The following is a 15,928-nucleotide window of genomic DNA, read 5'->3' as shown; positions in this document are numbered from 1 at the left end:
GACACCACCCCGACGCATCCGTCCACACCCGGGACCACGTTCTCCACAGTTGTCCACACTTTCCACACGACCATCCACACCATGGCCCCCGAGTTGTCCACAGGCCCGTCCACAGTGGGGATAATCACACCCGTGTAACTCACCGAGTTGTCCCCAACTGTGGAGAACTCACCGGACGGCTGTGGAAAGCGGCCTCCAGAGAGGCAGAACGCCCCGCCCCACACTGTGGTGGGACGGGGCGTCCTGAGCGGCGGCGGACTCGTCAGCCGATCGCGTAGCCACCGATGCTGATGTACGCGGCGCCGATCCCGGCCACGAGCAGGACCGCTTCGCCGACGAGGAGCCCGATCTGCAGGCCACGCTGCCGGACGTTCCGGGTCTTGGAGAAGACGAAGCCGGTGACGAACCCGAGCACGATGCCACCGACGTGGGCCTGCCACGAGATGTTGGTCCCGGGCAGGAAGCCGACGACGAGGTTGAGCCCCATGATGACGAGCAGCTGGACGGCGTTGTAGCCGAGGCTGCGCTGGATCACGAAGAACGCCGCGAACAGACCGAAGATCGCACCCGACGCACCGACCACCTGGACCCCGGGCGAGAGGATCGACACCGCGAGGTCACCGCCGAGGCCGGCCAGGAAGTACAGCGCGACGAAGCGCCACGTACCGAGGAGGTTCTCGAGGATCCGCCCGAAGATGAACACCGCGAGCATGTTGAACCCGATGTGGAAGATCGACGAGTGGACGAACAGCCCCGTGACGAGGCGCCACGGCTGGGTCCCGACCAACGGCGTCCAGTAGCTGAGCCACTGGTTGACGACGTTGCCGGACAACAGGTTCAGCAGCCAGATCACGACGGACACGGCGATAATCACCGTGGTCGCCTTCTGGTCCATCATCGCGAACCGACGACGCGCGACGGTCAGGCCGCCCGGGGCCCCGGAGGCACGACGGTTCGCCTGGAACTGCGCGCGCTGTTCACGCACGCACTCCGGGCAGTGCACGCCGACGGCCGCCGGCGTCTGGCACTCGGTGCAGATCGTCCGCCCGCACCGCTGGCACAGGATGAAGCTCTGCCGGTCCGGGTGCCGGTAGCAGTAGTTGTCCCGCCCCGGGGCCTGGTCGGTCACCGGGTTCAGACGTCCTCGACGTCGATGCTCTCGATGACGACGTCCTCGACGGGCTTGTCGCGACCGTCGGTCGGGACGCCCTCGATCGCGTCGACGACCGCGCGCGACTCGTCGTCGGCGACCTCACCGAAGATGGTGTGCTTGCCCTGCAGCCAGGGGGTCGCCACGGTCGTGATGAAGAACTGCGAGCCGTTCGTGCCGCGCCCGCCCTGGATGCCGGCGTTCGCCATCGCGAAGATGTACGGCGCCTGGAAGGTGAGCTCCGGGTGGATCTCGTCGTCGAAGCGGTAGCCCGGACCGCCGATGCCCTGACCGAGCGGGTCGCCGCCCTGGATCATGAAGTCCTTGATGATGCGGTGGAAGACGACACCGTCGTAGAGCTTGTCGGTCGAGACCTTGCCCGTGCCGGGGTGCGTCCACTCCTGCTTGCCGGTCGCGAGGTCGACGAAGTTCTTGACGGTCTTCGGGGCGTGGTTGCCGAACAGGTTGACGCGGATGTCGCCCTTGTTCGTGTGGATCGTTGCGACAGCGGTGTGCAGAGACATGTGTCGATTCTCGCATGCACTCCTGACGGTGACACGGATCACACAGCCGACGATCCGTGACCTGTCAGGGTGCTCGGTGGCAGGATGGGGTCACGCCGATCCGATGGAGGTACCAGATGACGACGATCGAGATCCCGCGCAAGCGTCGGAAGCAGATCAAGAAGCTCAAGGGCAAGACGGCCTCGCTCCTCGGCGAGCAGCGCAAGGTCCTCGAGCACGCGAACGCGATCCTCGCCGAGGCCCGCTCGCACGCTGCTGACGCAGCCCGCAAGGACATCGCCCCCCGCGTGCAGAACGCGATCGACAACGGGATCCGTCCCGCCGTCGCGACGGGCGTGCACGCAGCGACCTCGGCCGCGCACAGCGCGTCGCACCGCTTCCAGACCGAGGTCGTCCCCGGCCTCGTGGCGACCGCTGGTTCGGTGATGAGCGTGAAGGACCTCGCGAAGGACCCGCGCGTCAAGAAGATCGTGAAGGACGCCCAGAAGAAGGGCAAGAAGGCGAAGAAGGCCGCGGCGAAGTACACGCCGGGGCAGCAGAAGAAGGGCCTCGGGTTCGGTGGGGTCGCCCTCATCGTCGTCGGTGTGGTCGCCGTTGCCGGTGCCGCGTACGCCGCCTACCAGACGCTCCGCGCCGACGACGACCTGTGGGTCGCCGACGACGCCGACACGGCGGAGAAGCCCGCCGCCTGACCTCCCGGTTCGTACGAAGGGCCCCGGCACCGCGCCGGGGCCCTTCGTCGTGCCCGGCCGTCCCGCACGCCGCAGAACCTGCCCCGGCCCCGGCCCCGTGCCACCTGCCCCGAGCCCCGAGCCCCGAACGGGCGACATACGGCCCGCTCACCGCTGAGACTCGACGAGAAGAACCCTGTCGACGCCCCGCACGCGGCACGTCCTGCCCGCTCGACAGCCCCAGCCTCAGGCTCAGGCACAGCACCGGCCCCAGCCTCAGGCACAGGCCCGGCCTCAGCCCCAGCCACAGACTGGAGGCACGCCCTCATTCCGTCAGCCGCTGATGCGCCGTCGCGCAACATGCCGCCGTCGCTCGCACAGGTGCCACGACATGCCGCGTCGAAGCACCACTGACGGCATGTCGTGCGCCAGCGCCGGGCCGAACGCCCGCAGCGGCGACACCTCACGCCCGAAGACGACCGAGACGACCACCCCCGGCGGCGACACCTCACGCCCGAAGACGACCGAGGCGACCACCCCGCAGCGGCAACGCCCGGAAGAAGGCGACCATCGCGGAGCGGCGCGCCGGAGGCGCCGGCCAGCACAGAACGAAGCCCCTGCGAAGCGACGAAGTCGCGAGCAGGGGCTTTTCGAGTGGAGCCTGGGAGAATCGAACTCCCGACATCCTGCTTGCAAAGCAGGCGCTCTACCAACTGAGCTAAGGCCCCGTGAGGACCAGCGTACTGGTCCCGGTGGGAAGTGGTGGGGCTACAAGGACTTGAACCTTGGACCTCTTCGTTATCAGCGAAGCGCTCTAACCGCCTGAGCTATAGCCCCTCAGACCAGAAGAAAGCCTACCGTACCGATCTCGGAGAACGAAATCGAGGGGCGACTGCCGTCCGGCCCGGGTGTGTCAGTTGTTCGTGAAGCCCACGAGCAGGCCGCCCGTGATCCGCACACTGAGGTTGTAGAGGACACTCACGATCGCGCCGAGCACGGTGCCGACGACCACGTTGAGGATGCCCACCACGACCGAGAACCCGAGGACCTGCCCGAGCGAGAACTGGTCCATGATCGAGTAGCTGTTCTGCCCGGTGACGTCCTTGAGCAGGGCGTCGATCTGGGTGAACACACCGGTCTGGTTGAGGATGACCCAGACCAGCGCGGTCGCGACGATGATCACGATCGAACCGGCGAGCGCGATGAGGAAGCTCAGCTTCACCATCGACCAGAAGTCGAGGTACACCAGACGCAGGCGGACCTGCCGGGTACCGCTGGGACGTTTCGCCTTCTTCTGGAGCTTCTCGGCGACACTACTCATTGTTCGACTGGTCCTCTCCGGCCTCGTCCTCGACAGGCTCGGTGTCGGCGGGGTCGGCGGGTTCGGGGGCCGCTTCGTCAGGGCTCACCGTCTCCACCGGGCCCGCAGGCTCGATCTCGGGGTCGGCGTCGTCCTGGTCATCCAGGTTCCGCTCGCTGTTCCGGGCCACCGCGATGATCCGGTCGTTCTCCGCGAACCTCGCGAAGACCACACCCATCGTGTCGCGACCCTTGGCGGGCACCTCGGACACGGCAGACCTTACCACCTTGCCCGATTGCAGCACGACGAGCACCTCGTCGTCCTCGCCGACGATGAGCGCCCCCACGAGGTCGCCCCGATCGGCGGCCAGCTTGGCCACCTTGATGCCGAGACCACCGCGGCCCTGCACCCGGTACTGGTCGACCGAGGTGCGCTTGGCGTAGCCGCCCTCGGTCATCACCCACACGTAGCCGTCGTCCGACACCACACGTGCGGCGAGCAGTGCGTCGTCGCCGCGGAAGGACATGCCCTTCACGCCGGAGGTCGACCGGCCCATCGGACGGAGGGTGTCGTTGGTCGCCGTGAAGCGGAGCGACATGCCGTGCTTCGACACGAGCAGCAGGTCGTCGGTCTCGTCGACGAGCAGTGCCTGGCGGAGCTTGTCGCCCTCGCGGAGGTTGATCGCGATGATGCCGCCGGTGCGGTTGGTGTCGTACTCGGTCAGCGCGGTCTTCTTGACCAGACCCTGCTCTGTCGCGAGCACGAGGTACTGCGCCGCCTCGTAGTCGCGGATGTCGAGCACCTGCTGGATCTGCTCGTCGGGCTGCATGGCGAGCAGGTTGGCGACGTGCTGCCCCTTGGCGTCACGGCTCGCCTCCTGCAGCTCGTACGCCTTGGCGCGGTACACGCGACCCTGGTCGGTGAGGAAGAGCAGCCAGTGGTGGGTCGTCGTGACGAAGAAGTGCTCGACGATGTCGTCCGCGCGGAGCTGCGCACCCTTGACGCCGCGACCGCCGCGGTGCTGCGACCGGTAGTTGTCGCTCCGCGTGCGCTTGACGTACCCGCCGCGGGTGATGGTGACGACCATCTCCTCTTCCGGGATGAGGTCCTCGATGGACATGTCACCGTCGTAGCCGAGCATGATCTCGCTGCGACGGTCGTCCCCGAAGCGGTCGACGATCTCGGCGAGCTCGTCGCCGATGATCGTGCGCTGCCGGGTCTCCGACGCCAGGATGTCCTGGAAGTCGGCGATCTTGCGCTCGAGTTCCTCGGCCTCGTCGTGGATCTTCTGGCGCTCGAGGGCGGCCAGGCGGCGGAGCTGCAGCTCGAGGATCGCGCGTGCCTGGATCTCGTCGACGGACAGCAGGTCCATCAGGCCGGTCCGCGCCTCCTCGACGTCGGGCGACCGACGGATGAGCGCGATGACCTCGTCGAGGGCGTCGAGCGCCGCGAGGTAGCCGCGCAGGATGTGCGCGCGCTTCTCGGCCTCGCGGAGCCGGTACTGGGTACGGCGGACGATGACGTCGATCTGGTGGTCGACCCACGCCGAGATGAAGCCGTCGAGCGACAGCGTGCGCGGCACCCCGTCGACGATGGCGAGCATGTTCGCGCCGAAGTTCTCCTGCAGCTGCGTGTGCTTGTACAGGTTGTTGAGCACGACCTTCGCCACCGCGTCGCGCTTCAGCACGATGACCAGGCGCTGACCGGTGCGGCCGGAGGTCTCGTCGCGGATGTCCGCGATGCCGGCGAGCTTGCCGTCCTTCACGCCCTCGGCGATGCGGATCGCCAGGTTGTCCGGGTTCACCTGGTACGGCAGCTCGGTGACGACCAGGCACGTGCGGCCCTGGATCTCCTCGACGTTGACGACCGCGCGCATCGTGATCGAGCCACGACCGGTGCGGTAGGCGTCCTGGATGCCCTTCGTGCCGAGGATCTGCGCGCCGGTCGGGAAGTCCGGGCCCTTGATCCGCTGCATGAGCGCGCCGAGGAGCTCCTCGCGCGTCGCGTCCGGGTGCGCGAGCGCCCACTGGGCGCCCTCGGCGACCTCGCGCAGGTTGTGCGGGGGGATGTTCGTGGCCATGCCGACCGCGATGCCGACCGACCCGTTGACGAGCAGGTTCGGGAAGCGCGCCGGCAGGATCGACGGCTCCTGCGTGCGGCCGTCGTAGTTGTCCTGGAAGTCGACGGTGTCCTCGTCGATGTCCCGGACCATCTCCATGGCGAGCGGTGCCATCTTGGTCTCGGTGTACCGCGGGGCCGCGGCGCCGTCGTTGCCCGGGGACCCGAAGTTGCCCTGGCCGAGCGCGAGCGGGTACCGGAGCGACCACGGCTGCACGAGGCGGACGAGCGCGTCGTAGATCGCGCTGTCGCCGTGCGGGTGGAACTGGCCCATGACGTCACCGACGACGCGGGAGCACTTCGAGAACGCCCGGTCCGGCCGGTAGCCGCCGTCGAACATCGCGTAGATGACGCGGCGGTGGACCGGCTTCAGGCCGTCACGGACCTCCGGCAGCGCACGTCCGACGATGACGGACATCGCGTAGTCGAGGTACGACCGCTGCATCTCGAGCTGCAGGTCGACCTGCGAGATGCGGTCGCCGGAGACCACGATGTCGCCTACCTCGCCGTGCACGATCTCGGGCTGCTCGTCGGCGCCGTTCTCGTTGTCGTCAGCCATGTGGCTTGGTCACCTTTCTGGTGGCCCTCCGGTCGTCGGCCGGGAGGCACTGGTTCCGTCGGTCGCGCCGGGCGCGACCACAGGGGGTCGGGACTGGTCGACGCGGCTGGCACCGCGCCTCCAGGCCGGTACTAGATGTCGAGGAAGCGGACGTCCTTGGCGTTCTGCTGGATGAACTGGCGTCGCGACTCGACGTCCTCACCCATCAGCGTCGCGAAGACGCTGTCGACCGCGGCGGCGTCCTCGAGCGTGACCTGCAGGAGCGTGCGGGTGTCCGGGTTCATCGTGGTGTCCCAGAGCTCCTTGTAGTCCATCTCGCCCAGACCCTTGTAGCGCTGGATCCCGTTGTCCTTCGGGATGCGCTTGCCGGCGGCGATGCCCGCCTGCATCAGGGCGTCGCGCTCCCGGTCGCTGAACACGTACTCGTGCGCCGCGTTCGACCACTTCAGGCGGTACAGCGGCGGCTGTGCGAGGTACACGTACCCGCGCTCGATGAGCGGACGCATGTAGCGGAAGAGCAGCGTGAGCAGCAGCGTCGTGATGTGCTGGCCGTCGACGTCGGCATCGGCCATCAGCACGATCTTGTGGTACCGGGCCTTGTCCGGGTCGAAGTCCTCGCCGATGCCGGCGCCGAACGCCGTGATCATCGACTGGATCTCCTGGTTGGCCAGGGCGCGGTCGAGGCGGGCCTTCTCGACGTTGAGGATCTTGCCGCGCAGCGGCAGGATCGCCTGGGTCATGGGGTTGCGGCCCTGCACGGCGGAACCACCGGCGGAGTCGCCCTCGACCATGAAGATCTCCGACAGCGTCGGGTCCTTCGACTGGCAGTCCTTGAGCTTGCCGGGCATGCCGCCCGACTCGAGCAGCCCCTTGCGCCGGGTGGTCTCGCGGGCCTTGCGGGCGGCGAGCCGGGCCTGCGACGCCTGGATCGCCTTCCGCACGACGTCGCGCGCCTGGGCCGGGTTGCTCTCGAACCAGTGGGTGAGCTCGGTGCCGACGACGCGCTGCACGAACGACTTCGCCTCGGTGTTGCCGAGCTTGGTCTTCGTCTGGCCCTCGAACTGCGGCTCGCCGAGCTTCACGGAGATGACGGCGGTCAGCCCTTCGCGGATGTCGTCACCCGTGAGGTTGTCGTCCTTCTCCTTGATGATCTTGGTCTCGCGGGCGTACCGGTTGACCAGGCTCGTCAGGGCCGCACGGAAGCCCTCTTCGTGGGTGCCGCCCTCGTGCGTGTTGATCGTGTTCGCGAAGGTGTGGACGCTCTCCTGGTAGGAGGTGTTCCACTGCATGGCGATCTCGAGCGCGATCTTGCGCTCGGTGTCCTCGGCCTCGATCGCGATGACGTCGGGGTGGACGAGGTCGGCCTTCTTCTGCGCGTTGAGGTACTCGACGTAGTCGGGCAGCCCGCGCTCGTAGCGGAAGGAGTCACGGCGCGACTCCTCGCCCTCGTCCGGGGTGCGCTCGTCGGTGAGGTTGATGCGGAGGCCCTTGTTGAGGAAGGCCATCTGCTGGAAGCGCGTGCGCAGCGTCTCGTAGTCGAACTCGACGGTCTCGAAGATGTCGGCGTTCGGCCAGAACGTGATCGTGGTGCCGGTCACGTCGGTCTCCTCGTCCTTCGAGACGGGGGCGACCGGGACGCCGTCGGTGTAGCTCTGGCGCCAGACGTGGCCCTGGCGGCGGACCTCGACGTCGAGCTCGGAGCTCAGGGCGTTCACGACGGAGGAGCCCACGCCGTGCAGACCACCGGACACCGCGTACCCGCCGCCACCGAACTTGCCGCCGGCGTGCAGGACGGTGAGGACGACCTGGAGCGTCGAGACGCCCTCGGCCGCGTGGGTGTCGACCGGGATGCCACGGCCGTTGTCGACCACGCGGACGCCGCCGTCCTCGCGGATGGTGACGTCGATCGTGTCGCAGTAGCCGGCCAGTGCTTCGTCGACGGAGTTGTCGACGATCTCCTGCACCAGGTGGTGGAGACCGCGCGGACCCGTCGAGCCGATGTACATGCCCGGGCGCTTGCGGACCGCCTCGAGCCCCTCCAGCACCTGAATCTGGTCTGCGCCGTACGATGGTTCCGTCGGTGGAGCCTGCTCGGTCTCGTCCTGCGGGATCGTCCGGTCGTCGTCAGATTCTGATGCCATGTCGGGATTGCTCCTGCCTGCGCGCGGAACGCCCGCACACTGCACTCGCCAGTCTACCGCAGGAGCCCCTCTCCACGGGGCTCATCCGCCCGCTGGACGGGTGTTCTTCATCCCCGAGGACGATTTCGTCGCGTCAACCGTAGGTGTCGCGAGGACCACGCCCCTGGACGGTCCTGGGACCGCGTTTCCAGGTGGGGACGTCCGGGCCAGAAACCCGGATCGACTGCACGCCCGCTCCCGGGTGCCGCTCGGCGATCGTCGTCGTCACGGTCGCGCGCATCAGACGGAGCTGCGTCGCCCACGCCGTCGAGTCGCAGCGGATGACGAGCGTGCCGTCGTCGATCGTCATCGGGCGCGAGTGCTTCGCGAGTTCGTCGCCCACCACGGCGGGCCAGTCGACGAAGAGCTCCGAGCGCGCCAACGGCTCCGACCACCCGAGTTCCTGGGCCAGCGCGCCGACCACGTCGCCGAGCTCGCGGGGTTCGCGACCCTTGCCGTACGGGACCGTGTCGGCGTCGAGCTCGCGGGACCGGCGACGTCGGGCGTCGACGGTGCGGAGGGACGGGTCGCCGAACACGGCGCGCAGGTGCCGGTACACCCGCGAGGGCTCGGAGGGCTTCCACGGCTTGGGCATCAGGCGCGAGCCTCGTCCGTCACGATCGTGCCCGCCTCGATCCGGACGGTGTGGGCGGCGAGCTGGTCGGGCACGTCCCCGAACACCGCGGCGGTGATGAGCACCTGCTCGTAGTCGGCGACCGCCCCCGCCAACCGTTCACGCCGTGACTCGTCGAGCTCGGCGAACACGTCGTCGAGGATGATGATCGGGTCGCCGAGCGTCGACTCCGCCCGGAGCACCGCGGCTCCGGCGAGCTTGATCGCGAGGGCGAACGACCACGACTCGCCGTGGCTGGCGTACCCGCGCGCAGGTAACCCGTTCAGCTGGAAGAGCACGTCGTCGCGGTGCGGCCCGACGAGGGTCAGTCCGCGGTCGAGTTCGTCCCGCCGCCGACGCTCGAGCGCACCACGGAAGGCCTCGGCCGCAGCGGCGACGGACACCGGTTCGTCCGGCGTCCCGAGCACCGGGTCGGTCGCGGCAGCGTCCTCGGGGTCACCGCCGCGCACGCTGAGCACACCCGAGATGGTCGCCTCGTGCCGTTCGCCCGCGACCGTGGCGTAGGCCTCCGTGACGAACGGCGCGAGCCGACGGGTGAGGTGGTCGCGGGCCGCGATGATCTCGGAACCGAACGCGACGAGCCGGTCGTCCCAGACGTCCAGCGTCACGAGGGAGCCGGACCGCGCACCGGTCGCCCGTGCCGACTTCAGCAGGGTGTTCCGCTGCTTGAGCGTCCGGTCGTAGTCGGCGAGCACGCCCTGCATCCGGGGTGCGATCTGGCCGAGCAGCTCGTCGAGCATGCGCCGACGGCCCGAGGGCTCACCGCGGACGAGGGCCAGGTCCTCGGGGGCGAAGAGCACGCTGGTGCAGTACCGCGGCAGTTCGCGGGGCTTGATCGCGGCCCGGTTGACCTGCGCGCGGTTCGACCCGGTGCGGTTGATCTGCACCTCGGCCAGGATGCTGCGGTCCTCGTGCGCCAGTCGAGCGCGCACGATCGCGGCGTCGCAGCCCTGACGGACGAGGGCGGCGTCGGTCGGGACCCGGTGCGACCCGAGGGTCGACAGGTAGCCGATCGCCTCGACCAGGTTGGTCTTGCCCTGTCCGTTCCGCCCGACGAACAGGTTCGGCCCGCGTGCGAGGTCGACGTCCGCCTCCCGGTAGTTCCGGAAGTCGGTGAGTTGCAGGTGGTCGACGTGCACGCGGGCCGGGACGAGCTCAGGTGGTGACCTGAACTACGCCTTCTTCACGGCGTGACCGCCGAACTGGTTGCGCAGGGCCGCGACGGCCTTCATCGTCGGGGACGCACTGCCCTGACGCGAGACGAAGCGCGCGAAGATCGACGCGGAGATGGTCGGCATCGGCACGGCGTGCTCGATGGCCTCCTCCACCGTCCAACGGCCCTCGCCGGAGTCGTCGACGTAGCCCTCGATGGCGTCGAGCTTCGGGTCCTCGTTCAGCGCGAGGACCATCAGGTCGAGCAGCCAGGAGCGCACGACGGTGCCGCGCTGCCACCCGGCGAAGACCGCGGGGACGTCCTTGATGATGTCCTTGGCCTCGAGGAGCTCGTAGCCCTCGCCGTACGCCTGCATGATCGCGTACTCGATGCCGTTGTGGACCATCTTGGCGTAGTGACCGGCGCCGACGGGGCCGGCGTGCGAGAAGCCCTCCTCGCGGGGGCCCTCGGGGCGGAGCGCGTCGAAGACCGGCATGGCGAACTCGACGTCCTCGGGGGCGCCACCGACCATCAGGCCGTAGCCGTTGTCCTTGCCCCAGACACCACCGGAGACACCGGCGTCCATGTACCGGATGCCCTTGGCGTCGAGCTGCTCGGCGTGGATCGTGTCGTCCAGCCACTTCGAGTTGCCACCGTCGATGACGAGGTCGCCCTCACCCAGGACGCCGGCGAGGTCCGTGATCACGTCGTCGGTGATCTTGCCGTGCGGGACCATGACCCACACGAGCTTCTTGCCCTCGGGCAGTGCGGCTGCCAGGGCGCCGAGGTCCGCGACGTCGGAGACGGCGGGGTTCGCGTCGTACCCGGTGACCTCGATGCCTGCGTTGCGGAGACGGGCACGCATGTTGTTGCCCATGCGACCGAGGCCGACAAGACCGATGTGCATGATTTCCTCTTCTGTTCGTCGTCGCGCTGGTGGCCAGAGGCGCGTCAGCGCAGTGGTACGGCTGTTGCGCTATCGCAGCAGGAGATTGGGCTGCAGCAGGTACCGGTATCCGTCCGTCGCCGCGGCCTCTTGCGAGGTCTGCCCGGTGATGAGCACCGGACCCGGCTTGTTGGGGTTCTCCGTCTTGGTGAAGGAGATGCGGACGAACTCGGAGTGCACCGCGTTCAACCCGTCCAGGAGGAAGGCGGGCTTCAGCGAGACCACCGTTTCCTCCCCGGTCAGCAACGCACTGATCGACTCTGACGCCTGCGCTTGTTCGGATCCGATCGCCTCGAGCGTGAGCCCGTCGACCGAGAAGGAGAACCGGAGCGCCGCTTCGCGCTCCAGGACGAGGGAGACCCGTCGGACGGCCTCGACGAGTTCGGCGGTGTTGATCACCGCGTGGTCGTTCACCGTCTCGGGGAAGAGCCGGCGGACCGGCGGGTAGTTGCCCTTGATGAGCAGCGAGGTCACGGTCTTGTCGTCGGCGTGGAACGCGATGAGCTCGCGGTCCGACGACCCGCTGATCGAGACCGACACCGTGGACGCCGACCCGAACGTGCGGCCGACCTCCTGCAGGGTGCGGGCGGGGACGAGCGCGTGCAGCGGGTCGGATCCGACACGACCGGAGTCCCACGCGATCGTGCGGACCGCGACGCGGTAGCGGTCGGTCGCGATGAGCGACAGGTCGTTGTCGCCGACCTCGAGCTGCACACCGGTGATGACCGGGGTGACGTCGTCGCGGCTCGCGGCGACGGCCACCTGGGACACGGCCTCGGAGAAGGCGTCGCCGGGGACGACCCCGGTCTGCTCACCGATCTCCGGCAGCGTCGGGTACTCCTCGACCGGCATGGACAGCAGCGTGAAGTGCGCCGATCCGCAGGTGACGGAGATCTTCGTGTCCTCGGTGGTGAAGGTCACCGGGGCGTTCGGGAGTCGGCTCGAGATGTCGTTGAGCAGACGGCCGGAGACGAGCACGGTGCCCGGTTCGTCGATCTGCGCCGTGATCGAGGTCTGCGCCGAGACCTCGTAGTCGAACGACGACAGCGTGAGCCGATCGCCCTCGGCGTGGATGAGGACTCCGGACAGGATCGGGAGGGTCGTGCGCTGTGGGAGGAGCTTCACCGCGAAGGAGACGGCTTCGGAGAAGACGTCCCGGTTGACCTCGAACTTCACAGCTGGGACCCCTGTCGATCGGTGCGGACTGTCCGGCCGCCCCATTGTGGCACAGCGGAGCAGGGCCCGGATTTCTTGTCATCCCGCCGTCCACAAGGTTGGCCCGCGGAACTTCATCGTTAACCAGGATCAATGGTGTTAACGCCTGTGCACAGTGTGGATAACTCTGTGCATCCCGCTTCTCCACAGGGAACTACACACGTGTGAGTTGTGAGTCCCGTGTTGGCAGCGTCTGGATGAACAAAGCTCATCTATCCGCTTCCATCCCCAGTCTCCACAGGTGGGTACAGAACTGTGAACAACCGGACCGCGTGTCCTCCACAGTTATCCACAGGCTTTCCACACTGGGGGAAACTCGGCGCATGGAACCGTCTCAGATGGTGGATGCGCGCCGAGGCGGGCCGATCCGGGGCCGTGGGGCGGGCCTCCCGGTCGGACACCGGTGCGACGGATGTCGGGTCGAGGGGAGACGACGGACGGGAGGCACGGTGCCGTGTCGCACCGTGCCTCCCGTCCGTCAGCTGCTCGCGTCCGCGTCCTGCTCGCGTCCGCGTCAGCGGTAGCGGCGGTCCTGCTTGATGCGGCTCGTCAGCTCGGTGACCTGGTTGTAGATCGACCGTCGCTCCTTCATCAGCTCGGTGATCTTCTTGTTCGCGTACATGACCGTGGTGTGGTCGCGGTTGCCGAACAGCTGCCCGATCTTCGGCAGCGACAGGCTCGTCATCTCACGGCACAGGTACATGGCGATCTGCCGCGCGGTCGCGATCGCCTGCGACCGGGACGAGCCGTACAGGTCGTCGACCGAGAGCTTGAAGTACTCCGCGGTGTGGTTGATGATGTCCGTCGGCGCGATCACGTTGTCGTCGTCGAGGGTGATCAGGTCCTTGAGGACCGTCTGCACCAGGGCCATGTCGACGGCCGTCCGGTTCAGGCTCGCGAACGCCGTGACGCGGATGAGCGTCCCCTCGAGCTCACGGATGTTGCTCGAGACCTTCGACGCCATGAACTCGAGGATGTCGTCGGGGACCTGCAGGTGGTCGGACTGCGCCTTCTTGCGCAGGATCGCGATGCGCGTCTCGAGGTCCGGCGCCTGCACGTCCGTGATGAGGCCCCACTCGAACCGCGAGCGCATCCGGTCCTCGAAGCCGGTCAGGTGCTTCGGCGCGACGTCCGACGTGATCACGACCTGCTTGTTGTGGTCGTGCAGCGTGTTGAACGTGTGGAAGAAGGCCTCCTGCGTGGAGTCCTTCCCCTGCAGGAACTGGATGTCGTCGATCAGCAGGATGTCGATGTCGCGGTAGCGCTGCTGGAACTGGTTCGACCGGTTGTTCGCGATCGAGTTGATGAAGTCGTTGGTGAACTCCTCGCTCGACACGTACCGGACACGGATGCCCGGGTAGAGGCTCTCGGCGTAGTGGCCGATCGCGTGGAGGAGGTGCGTCTTGCCGAGACCGGAGTCGCCGTAGATGAAGAGCGGGTTGTACGCCTTGGCCGGAGCTTCGGCGACCGCGACCGCGGCGGCGTGGGCGAAGCGGTTCGACGAGCCGATGACGAAGTTGTCGAAGTTGTACTTCGGGTTGAGTCGCGACTCGGGGCGACCACCGGTGCCCGGGGAGTCGATCTGGCTCGGGACGAACGGTGCCTCGATGTACTGGCGGGGTGCCGCGCTCTGCTCCACCGGCGCCTGCACCGGCTCCGCGTACTCGGGGACGTGGCTCGGGACGACCGCCTCGACCCGCGGTTCCGACGCCATGTCCGGGTTCACCGTGATGGCGAAGTTCGCGACCGAGTCGTCACCGACCCGCGACACGGCCTCGGTGATCGGGACGCGGATCCGCTGCTCGAGCATGCCCCGTGTCAGGTCGTTGGGGACCTCGAGGTAGAGGGTGCCGGCGAGCACGCCCTTCGGTTCGACCAGGTTGAGGAAGCCGTGCAGCTGCGGGGTGATGCGGTCGTCCTCGGAGAGGAGGCCCAGGACGGAGGACCAGAGGTCCTCGACGGGGTCGGCCGGCATCGTCATTCGCGCTGGTCTCCTGGTCTGGTGTCGGTGTGCTGGTGTCGTGGCGCCGGTCCCGTGCCGTGGTGCTCGGTGCTCGGTGCTCGGTGCCCGGAACGGCGGGACTCCGGCGCGCCGGGTCGGTGCCGCTCCGCGAGTGGTGTCCGGCGCGGCCGATCCACGGGCCGGACCGCCGTCACGCCGTGGCGGTGATCCACAGGGTTGTCCACAGTCCTGTCCACGGTGGCCCGGCTGCGGACGGTGAGGTGACTCCCCCGTCGCTCCGCGGAACGGGCCGATCGATCACACCACTGTAAAGGGTCCGACCGAGTCGTACCGAACGCACGTTTTCCCCAATGTGGATGATGATCGTGCGCTCACCTCGGACGAGGGCGCCCGTCGTCGCCGTTTGACCTCACCGCCGCTGTCACGTACCGTTAACCAGTTGACTGCGGCCACCTGGTCGCGCCCATCGTGTCGTTCGGCCTCGTCGAGCGGCTGTCCAGACATACGTGTCGGCTCGCGCTGAGCCCGTCCTCGAGCGCAGCCGTGTGGAGATCATCATGAGCAAGCGCACCTTCCAGCCGAACAACCGTCGTCGCGCCAAGAAGCACGGCTTCCGCGCCCGCATGCGCACCCGTGCCGGCCGCGCCATCCTGGCCGCGCGCCGCGGCAAGGGCCGCACCGAGCTCAGCGCCTGATCGGGCTGCGCCCCTCGGGGCAGCGCCTGATCCGGTCCCGAATCGGAACCCGGTAGCGATCGTGTTGGCCCGCGCCAACCGCATCGTCCGCGGTGAGGACTACCGGTCCGTCGTGCGTCGTGGTCGCAGGAGCGCCACGGCGCACGTCGTCGTATCCGTGGTCCGTCGACCCGTCGGGGCCGAGCCCGGTCCGGACGACCCGACCCGCTTCGGGTTCATCGTCGCGAAGACGGTCGGCAACGCCGTCACCCGCAACACGGTGCGACGTCGGTTCAAGGCGATCGCCCACGATCTGCTGACCGAGGTGCCGACCGGCCACGACGTGGTCATCAGGGCCTTGCCAGCCGCGGCGCAGGCCGGATGGCCTAGCCTGCTCGGAGACGTCTCGCGCTCCTTCGCGCGCGGGGTGGAGAAGGCAGCATGAACCGCATCCAGTGGACCCGGCTGGCGTTGAACCGACTGGCCTGGGTCGTCGCGTTGCTCCCGCGCAACGTGTGCGTCGTCGTGCTGCGCGCCTACCGCGCGGTCATCTCTCCCCTGTACGGGAACGTCTGCCGCTACCACCCGTCGTGCTCACGGTACGCGCTCGAGGCCATCCAGCAGTACGGCGTCGTGCGCGGGTCGGCGATGGGGGCCTGGCGGATCGCGCGGTGCACCCCGTGGGCCGCAGGCGGGATCGACGACGTGCGTGACCGCCGCCGTCCCTACCGCCTGACCCGGTTCGGGTTCGTGCTCCCCCCGTCCCAGCTGCACCCCCAGCCGTCCGGCGATGCCCGTCGTCCGGTCCTGCTCCCCCAGCGCACTCGAAAGGCGTGACCGT

General features: G+C 68.3%; 14 protein-coding genes and 2 tRNA genes. 4 read left to right on the top strand and 12 right to left on the bottom strand.

Features of this window, described 5'->3' with window-relative positions; genetic code table 11:
- Positions 1-262: 262 nt before the first annotated feature.
- Together PIJ49_RS03880 and PIJ49_RS03875 are read right to left on the bottom strand one after the other, a co-directional pair.
- Positions 263-1,129, bottom strand: coding sequence for a rhomboid family intramembrane serine protease (locus PIJ49_RS03880; RefSeq protein WP_271825901.1), 867 nt, complete (start codon positions 1,127-1,129; stop codon positions 263-265).
- A 5-nt stretch (positions 1,130-1,134) separates the two neighbouring features.
- The gene (locus PIJ49_RS03875; RefSeq protein ID WP_271825900.1) at positions 1,135-1,674 is read right to left on the bottom strand and encodes a peptidylprolyl isomerase; all 540 of its coding nucleotides are present in this window, start codon (positions 1,672-1,674) and stop codon (positions 1,135-1,137) included.
- Positions 1,675-1,790: 116 nt separating this feature from the next.
- Between PIJ49_RS03875 and PIJ49_RS03870 the strand changes: the two genes are divergently transcribed.
- The gene (locus PIJ49_RS03870; protein WP_066651134.1) at positions 1,791-2,366 is read left to right on the top strand and encodes a hypothetical protein; all 576 of its coding nucleotides are present in this window, start codon (positions 1,791-1,793) and stop codon (positions 2,364-2,366) included.
- A 634-nt stretch (positions 2,367-3,000) separates the two neighbouring features.
- Here the strand turns inward: PIJ49_RS03870 and PIJ49_RS03865 are convergent.
- The 10 genes from PIJ49_RS03865 to dnaA all read right to left on the bottom strand — a co-directional run bounded on the left by PIJ49_RS03865 (position 3,001) and on the right by dnaA (position 14,431).
- A tRNA-Ala gene (locus PIJ49_RS03865) sits at positions 3,001-3,073 on the bottom strand.
- Between the two features lie 32 nt (positions 3,074-3,105).
- A tRNA-Ile gene (locus PIJ49_RS03860) sits at positions 3,106-3,182 on the bottom strand.
- 76 nt (positions 3,183-3,258) lie between these two features.
- Positions 3,259-3,666, bottom strand: a complete 408-nt coding sequence (locus PIJ49_RS03855; RefSeq protein WP_066651132.1) for a DUF3566 domain-containing protein — start codon at positions 3,664-3,666, stop codon at positions 3,259-3,261.
- Positions 3,659-6,322 (bottom strand): DNA gyrase subunit A, encoded by a 2,664-nt coding sequence (gene gyrA, locus PIJ49_RS03850; protein ID WP_066651131.1) that lies wholly within the window; start codon positions 6,320-6,322, stop codon positions 3,659-3,661. Before gyrA ends, PIJ49_RS03855 begins: the two co-directional genes overlap by 8 nt.
- Before the next feature lie 131 nt (positions 6,323-6,453).
- Positions 6,454-8,463 (bottom strand): DNA topoisomerase (ATP-hydrolyzing) subunit B, encoded by a 2,010-nt coding sequence (gyrB, locus tag PIJ49_RS03845; RefSeq protein WP_066651129.1) that lies wholly within the window; start codon positions 8,461-8,463, stop codon positions 6,454-6,456.
- Between the two features lie 133 nt (positions 8,464-8,596).
- Positions 8,597-9,097 carry a DciA family protein gene (locus PIJ49_RS03840; RefSeq protein ID WP_251160819.1) on the bottom strand — a complete coding sequence of 167 codons (501 nt, stop codon included), beginning with the start codon at positions 9,095-9,097 and terminating at the stop codon, positions 8,597-8,599.
- A complete protein-coding gene (recF, locus tag PIJ49_RS03835; protein ID WP_271825899.1) occupies positions 9,097-10,275 on the bottom strand; it encodes a DNA replication/repair protein RecF in 1,179 nt (392 codons plus the stop codon). The genes PIJ49_RS03840 and recF overlap by 1 nt, the downstream gene beginning before the upstream one ends.
- A gap of 33 nt (positions 10,276-10,308) precedes the next feature.
- Positions 10,309-11,196: a phosphogluconate dehydrogenase (NAD(+)-dependent, decarboxylating) gene (gene gnd, locus PIJ49_RS03830; RefSeq protein ID WP_066651124.1), complete on the bottom strand. Its 888-nt coding sequence runs from the start codon at positions 11,194-11,196 to the stop codon at positions 10,309-10,311.
- 69 nt (positions 11,197-11,265) lie between these two features.
- Entirely contained in the window at positions 11,266-12,411 is a 1,146-nt protein-coding gene (dnaN, locus tag PIJ49_RS03825; RefSeq protein WP_066651122.1) for a DNA polymerase III subunit beta, read from the bottom strand.
- A 553-nt stretch (positions 12,412-12,964) separates the two neighbouring features.
- Positions 12,965-14,431, bottom strand: a complete 1,467-nt coding sequence (dnaA, locus tag PIJ49_RS03820; RefSeq protein WP_066651121.1) for a chromosomal replication initiator protein DnaA — start codon at positions 14,429-14,431, stop codon at positions 12,965-12,967.
- Positions 14,432-14,970: 539 nt separating this feature from the next.
- Here dnaA and rpmH point away from each other — a divergent pair.
- The 3 genes from rpmH to yidD all read left to right on the top strand — a co-directional run bounded on the left by rpmH (position 14,971) and on the right by yidD (position 15,924).
- Complete coding sequence (rpmH, locus tag PIJ49_RS03815; protein ID WP_043595303.1) at positions 14,971-15,108, top strand: 50S ribosomal protein L34; 138 nt, start codon at positions 14,971-14,973, stop codon at positions 15,106-15,108.
- A gap of 61 nt (positions 15,109-15,169) precedes the next feature.
- Positions 15,170-15,532, top strand: coding sequence for a ribonuclease P protein component (gene rnpA / locus PIJ49_RS03810; RefSeq protein WP_066657545.1), 363 nt, complete (start codon positions 15,170-15,172; stop codon positions 15,530-15,532).
- Positions 15,529-15,924, top strand: a complete 396-nt coding sequence (gene yidD / locus PIJ49_RS03805; RefSeq protein WP_271825898.1) for a membrane protein insertion efficiency factor YidD — start codon at positions 15,529-15,531, stop codon at positions 15,922-15,924. The genes rnpA and yidD overlap by 4 nt, the downstream gene beginning before the upstream one ends.
- The last annotated feature ends 4 nt before the right edge of the window (positions 15,925-15,928 follow it).

It is taken from the genome of Curtobacterium uvaldense, from assembly GCF_028307415.1.
Taxonomy (GTDB): Bacteria; Actinomycetota; Actinomycetes; order Actinomycetales; family Microbacteriaceae; genus Curtobacterium.
This window is presented reverse-complemented; position numbering and strand designations above follow the sequence as displayed.

What these genes read in the sequence shown, in the direction of transcription:
- yidD (WP_271825898.1), top strand. Translation starts at nt 15,529, where the DNA reads ATGAACCGCATCCAGTGGACCCGGCTGGCGTTGAACCGACTGGCCTGG.
- PIJ49_RS03840 (WP_251160819.1), bottom strand. Translation starts at nt 9,097, where the DNA reads ATGCCCAAGCCGTGGAAGCCCTCCGAGCCCTCGCGGGTGTACCGGCAC.
- rpmH (WP_043595303.1), top strand. Translation starts at nt 14,971, where the DNA reads ATGAGCAAGCGCACCTTCCAGCCGAACAACCGTCGTCGCGCCAAGAAG.
- gyrA (WP_066651131.1), bottom strand. Translation starts at nt 6,322, where the DNA reads ATGGCTGACGACAACGAGAACGGCGCCGACGAGCAGCCCGAGATCGTG.
- PIJ49_RS03875 (WP_271825900.1), bottom strand. Translation starts at nt 1,674, where the DNA reads ATGTCTCTGCACACCGCTGTCGCAACGATCCACACGAACAAGGGCGAC.
- dnaA (WP_066651121.1), bottom strand. Translation starts at nt 14,431, where the DNA reads ATGACGATGCCGGCCGACCCCGTCGAGGACCTCTGGTCCTCCGTCCTG.
- PIJ49_RS03855 (WP_066651132.1), bottom strand. Translation starts at nt 3,666, where the DNA reads ATGAGTAGTGTCGCCGAGAAGCTCCAGAAGAAGGCGAAACGTCCCAGC.
- PIJ49_RS03870 (WP_066651134.1), top strand. Translation starts at nt 1,791, where the DNA reads ATGACGACGATCGAGATCCCGCGCAAGCGTCGGAAGCAGATCAAGAAG.
- gnd (WP_066651124.1), bottom strand. Translation starts at nt 11,196, where the DNA reads ATGCACATCGGTCTTGTCGGCCTCGGTCGCATGGGCAACAACATGCGT.
- gyrB (WP_066651129.1), bottom strand. Translation starts at nt 8,463, where the DNA reads ATGGCATCAGAATCTGACGACGACCGGACGATCCCGCAGGACGAGACC.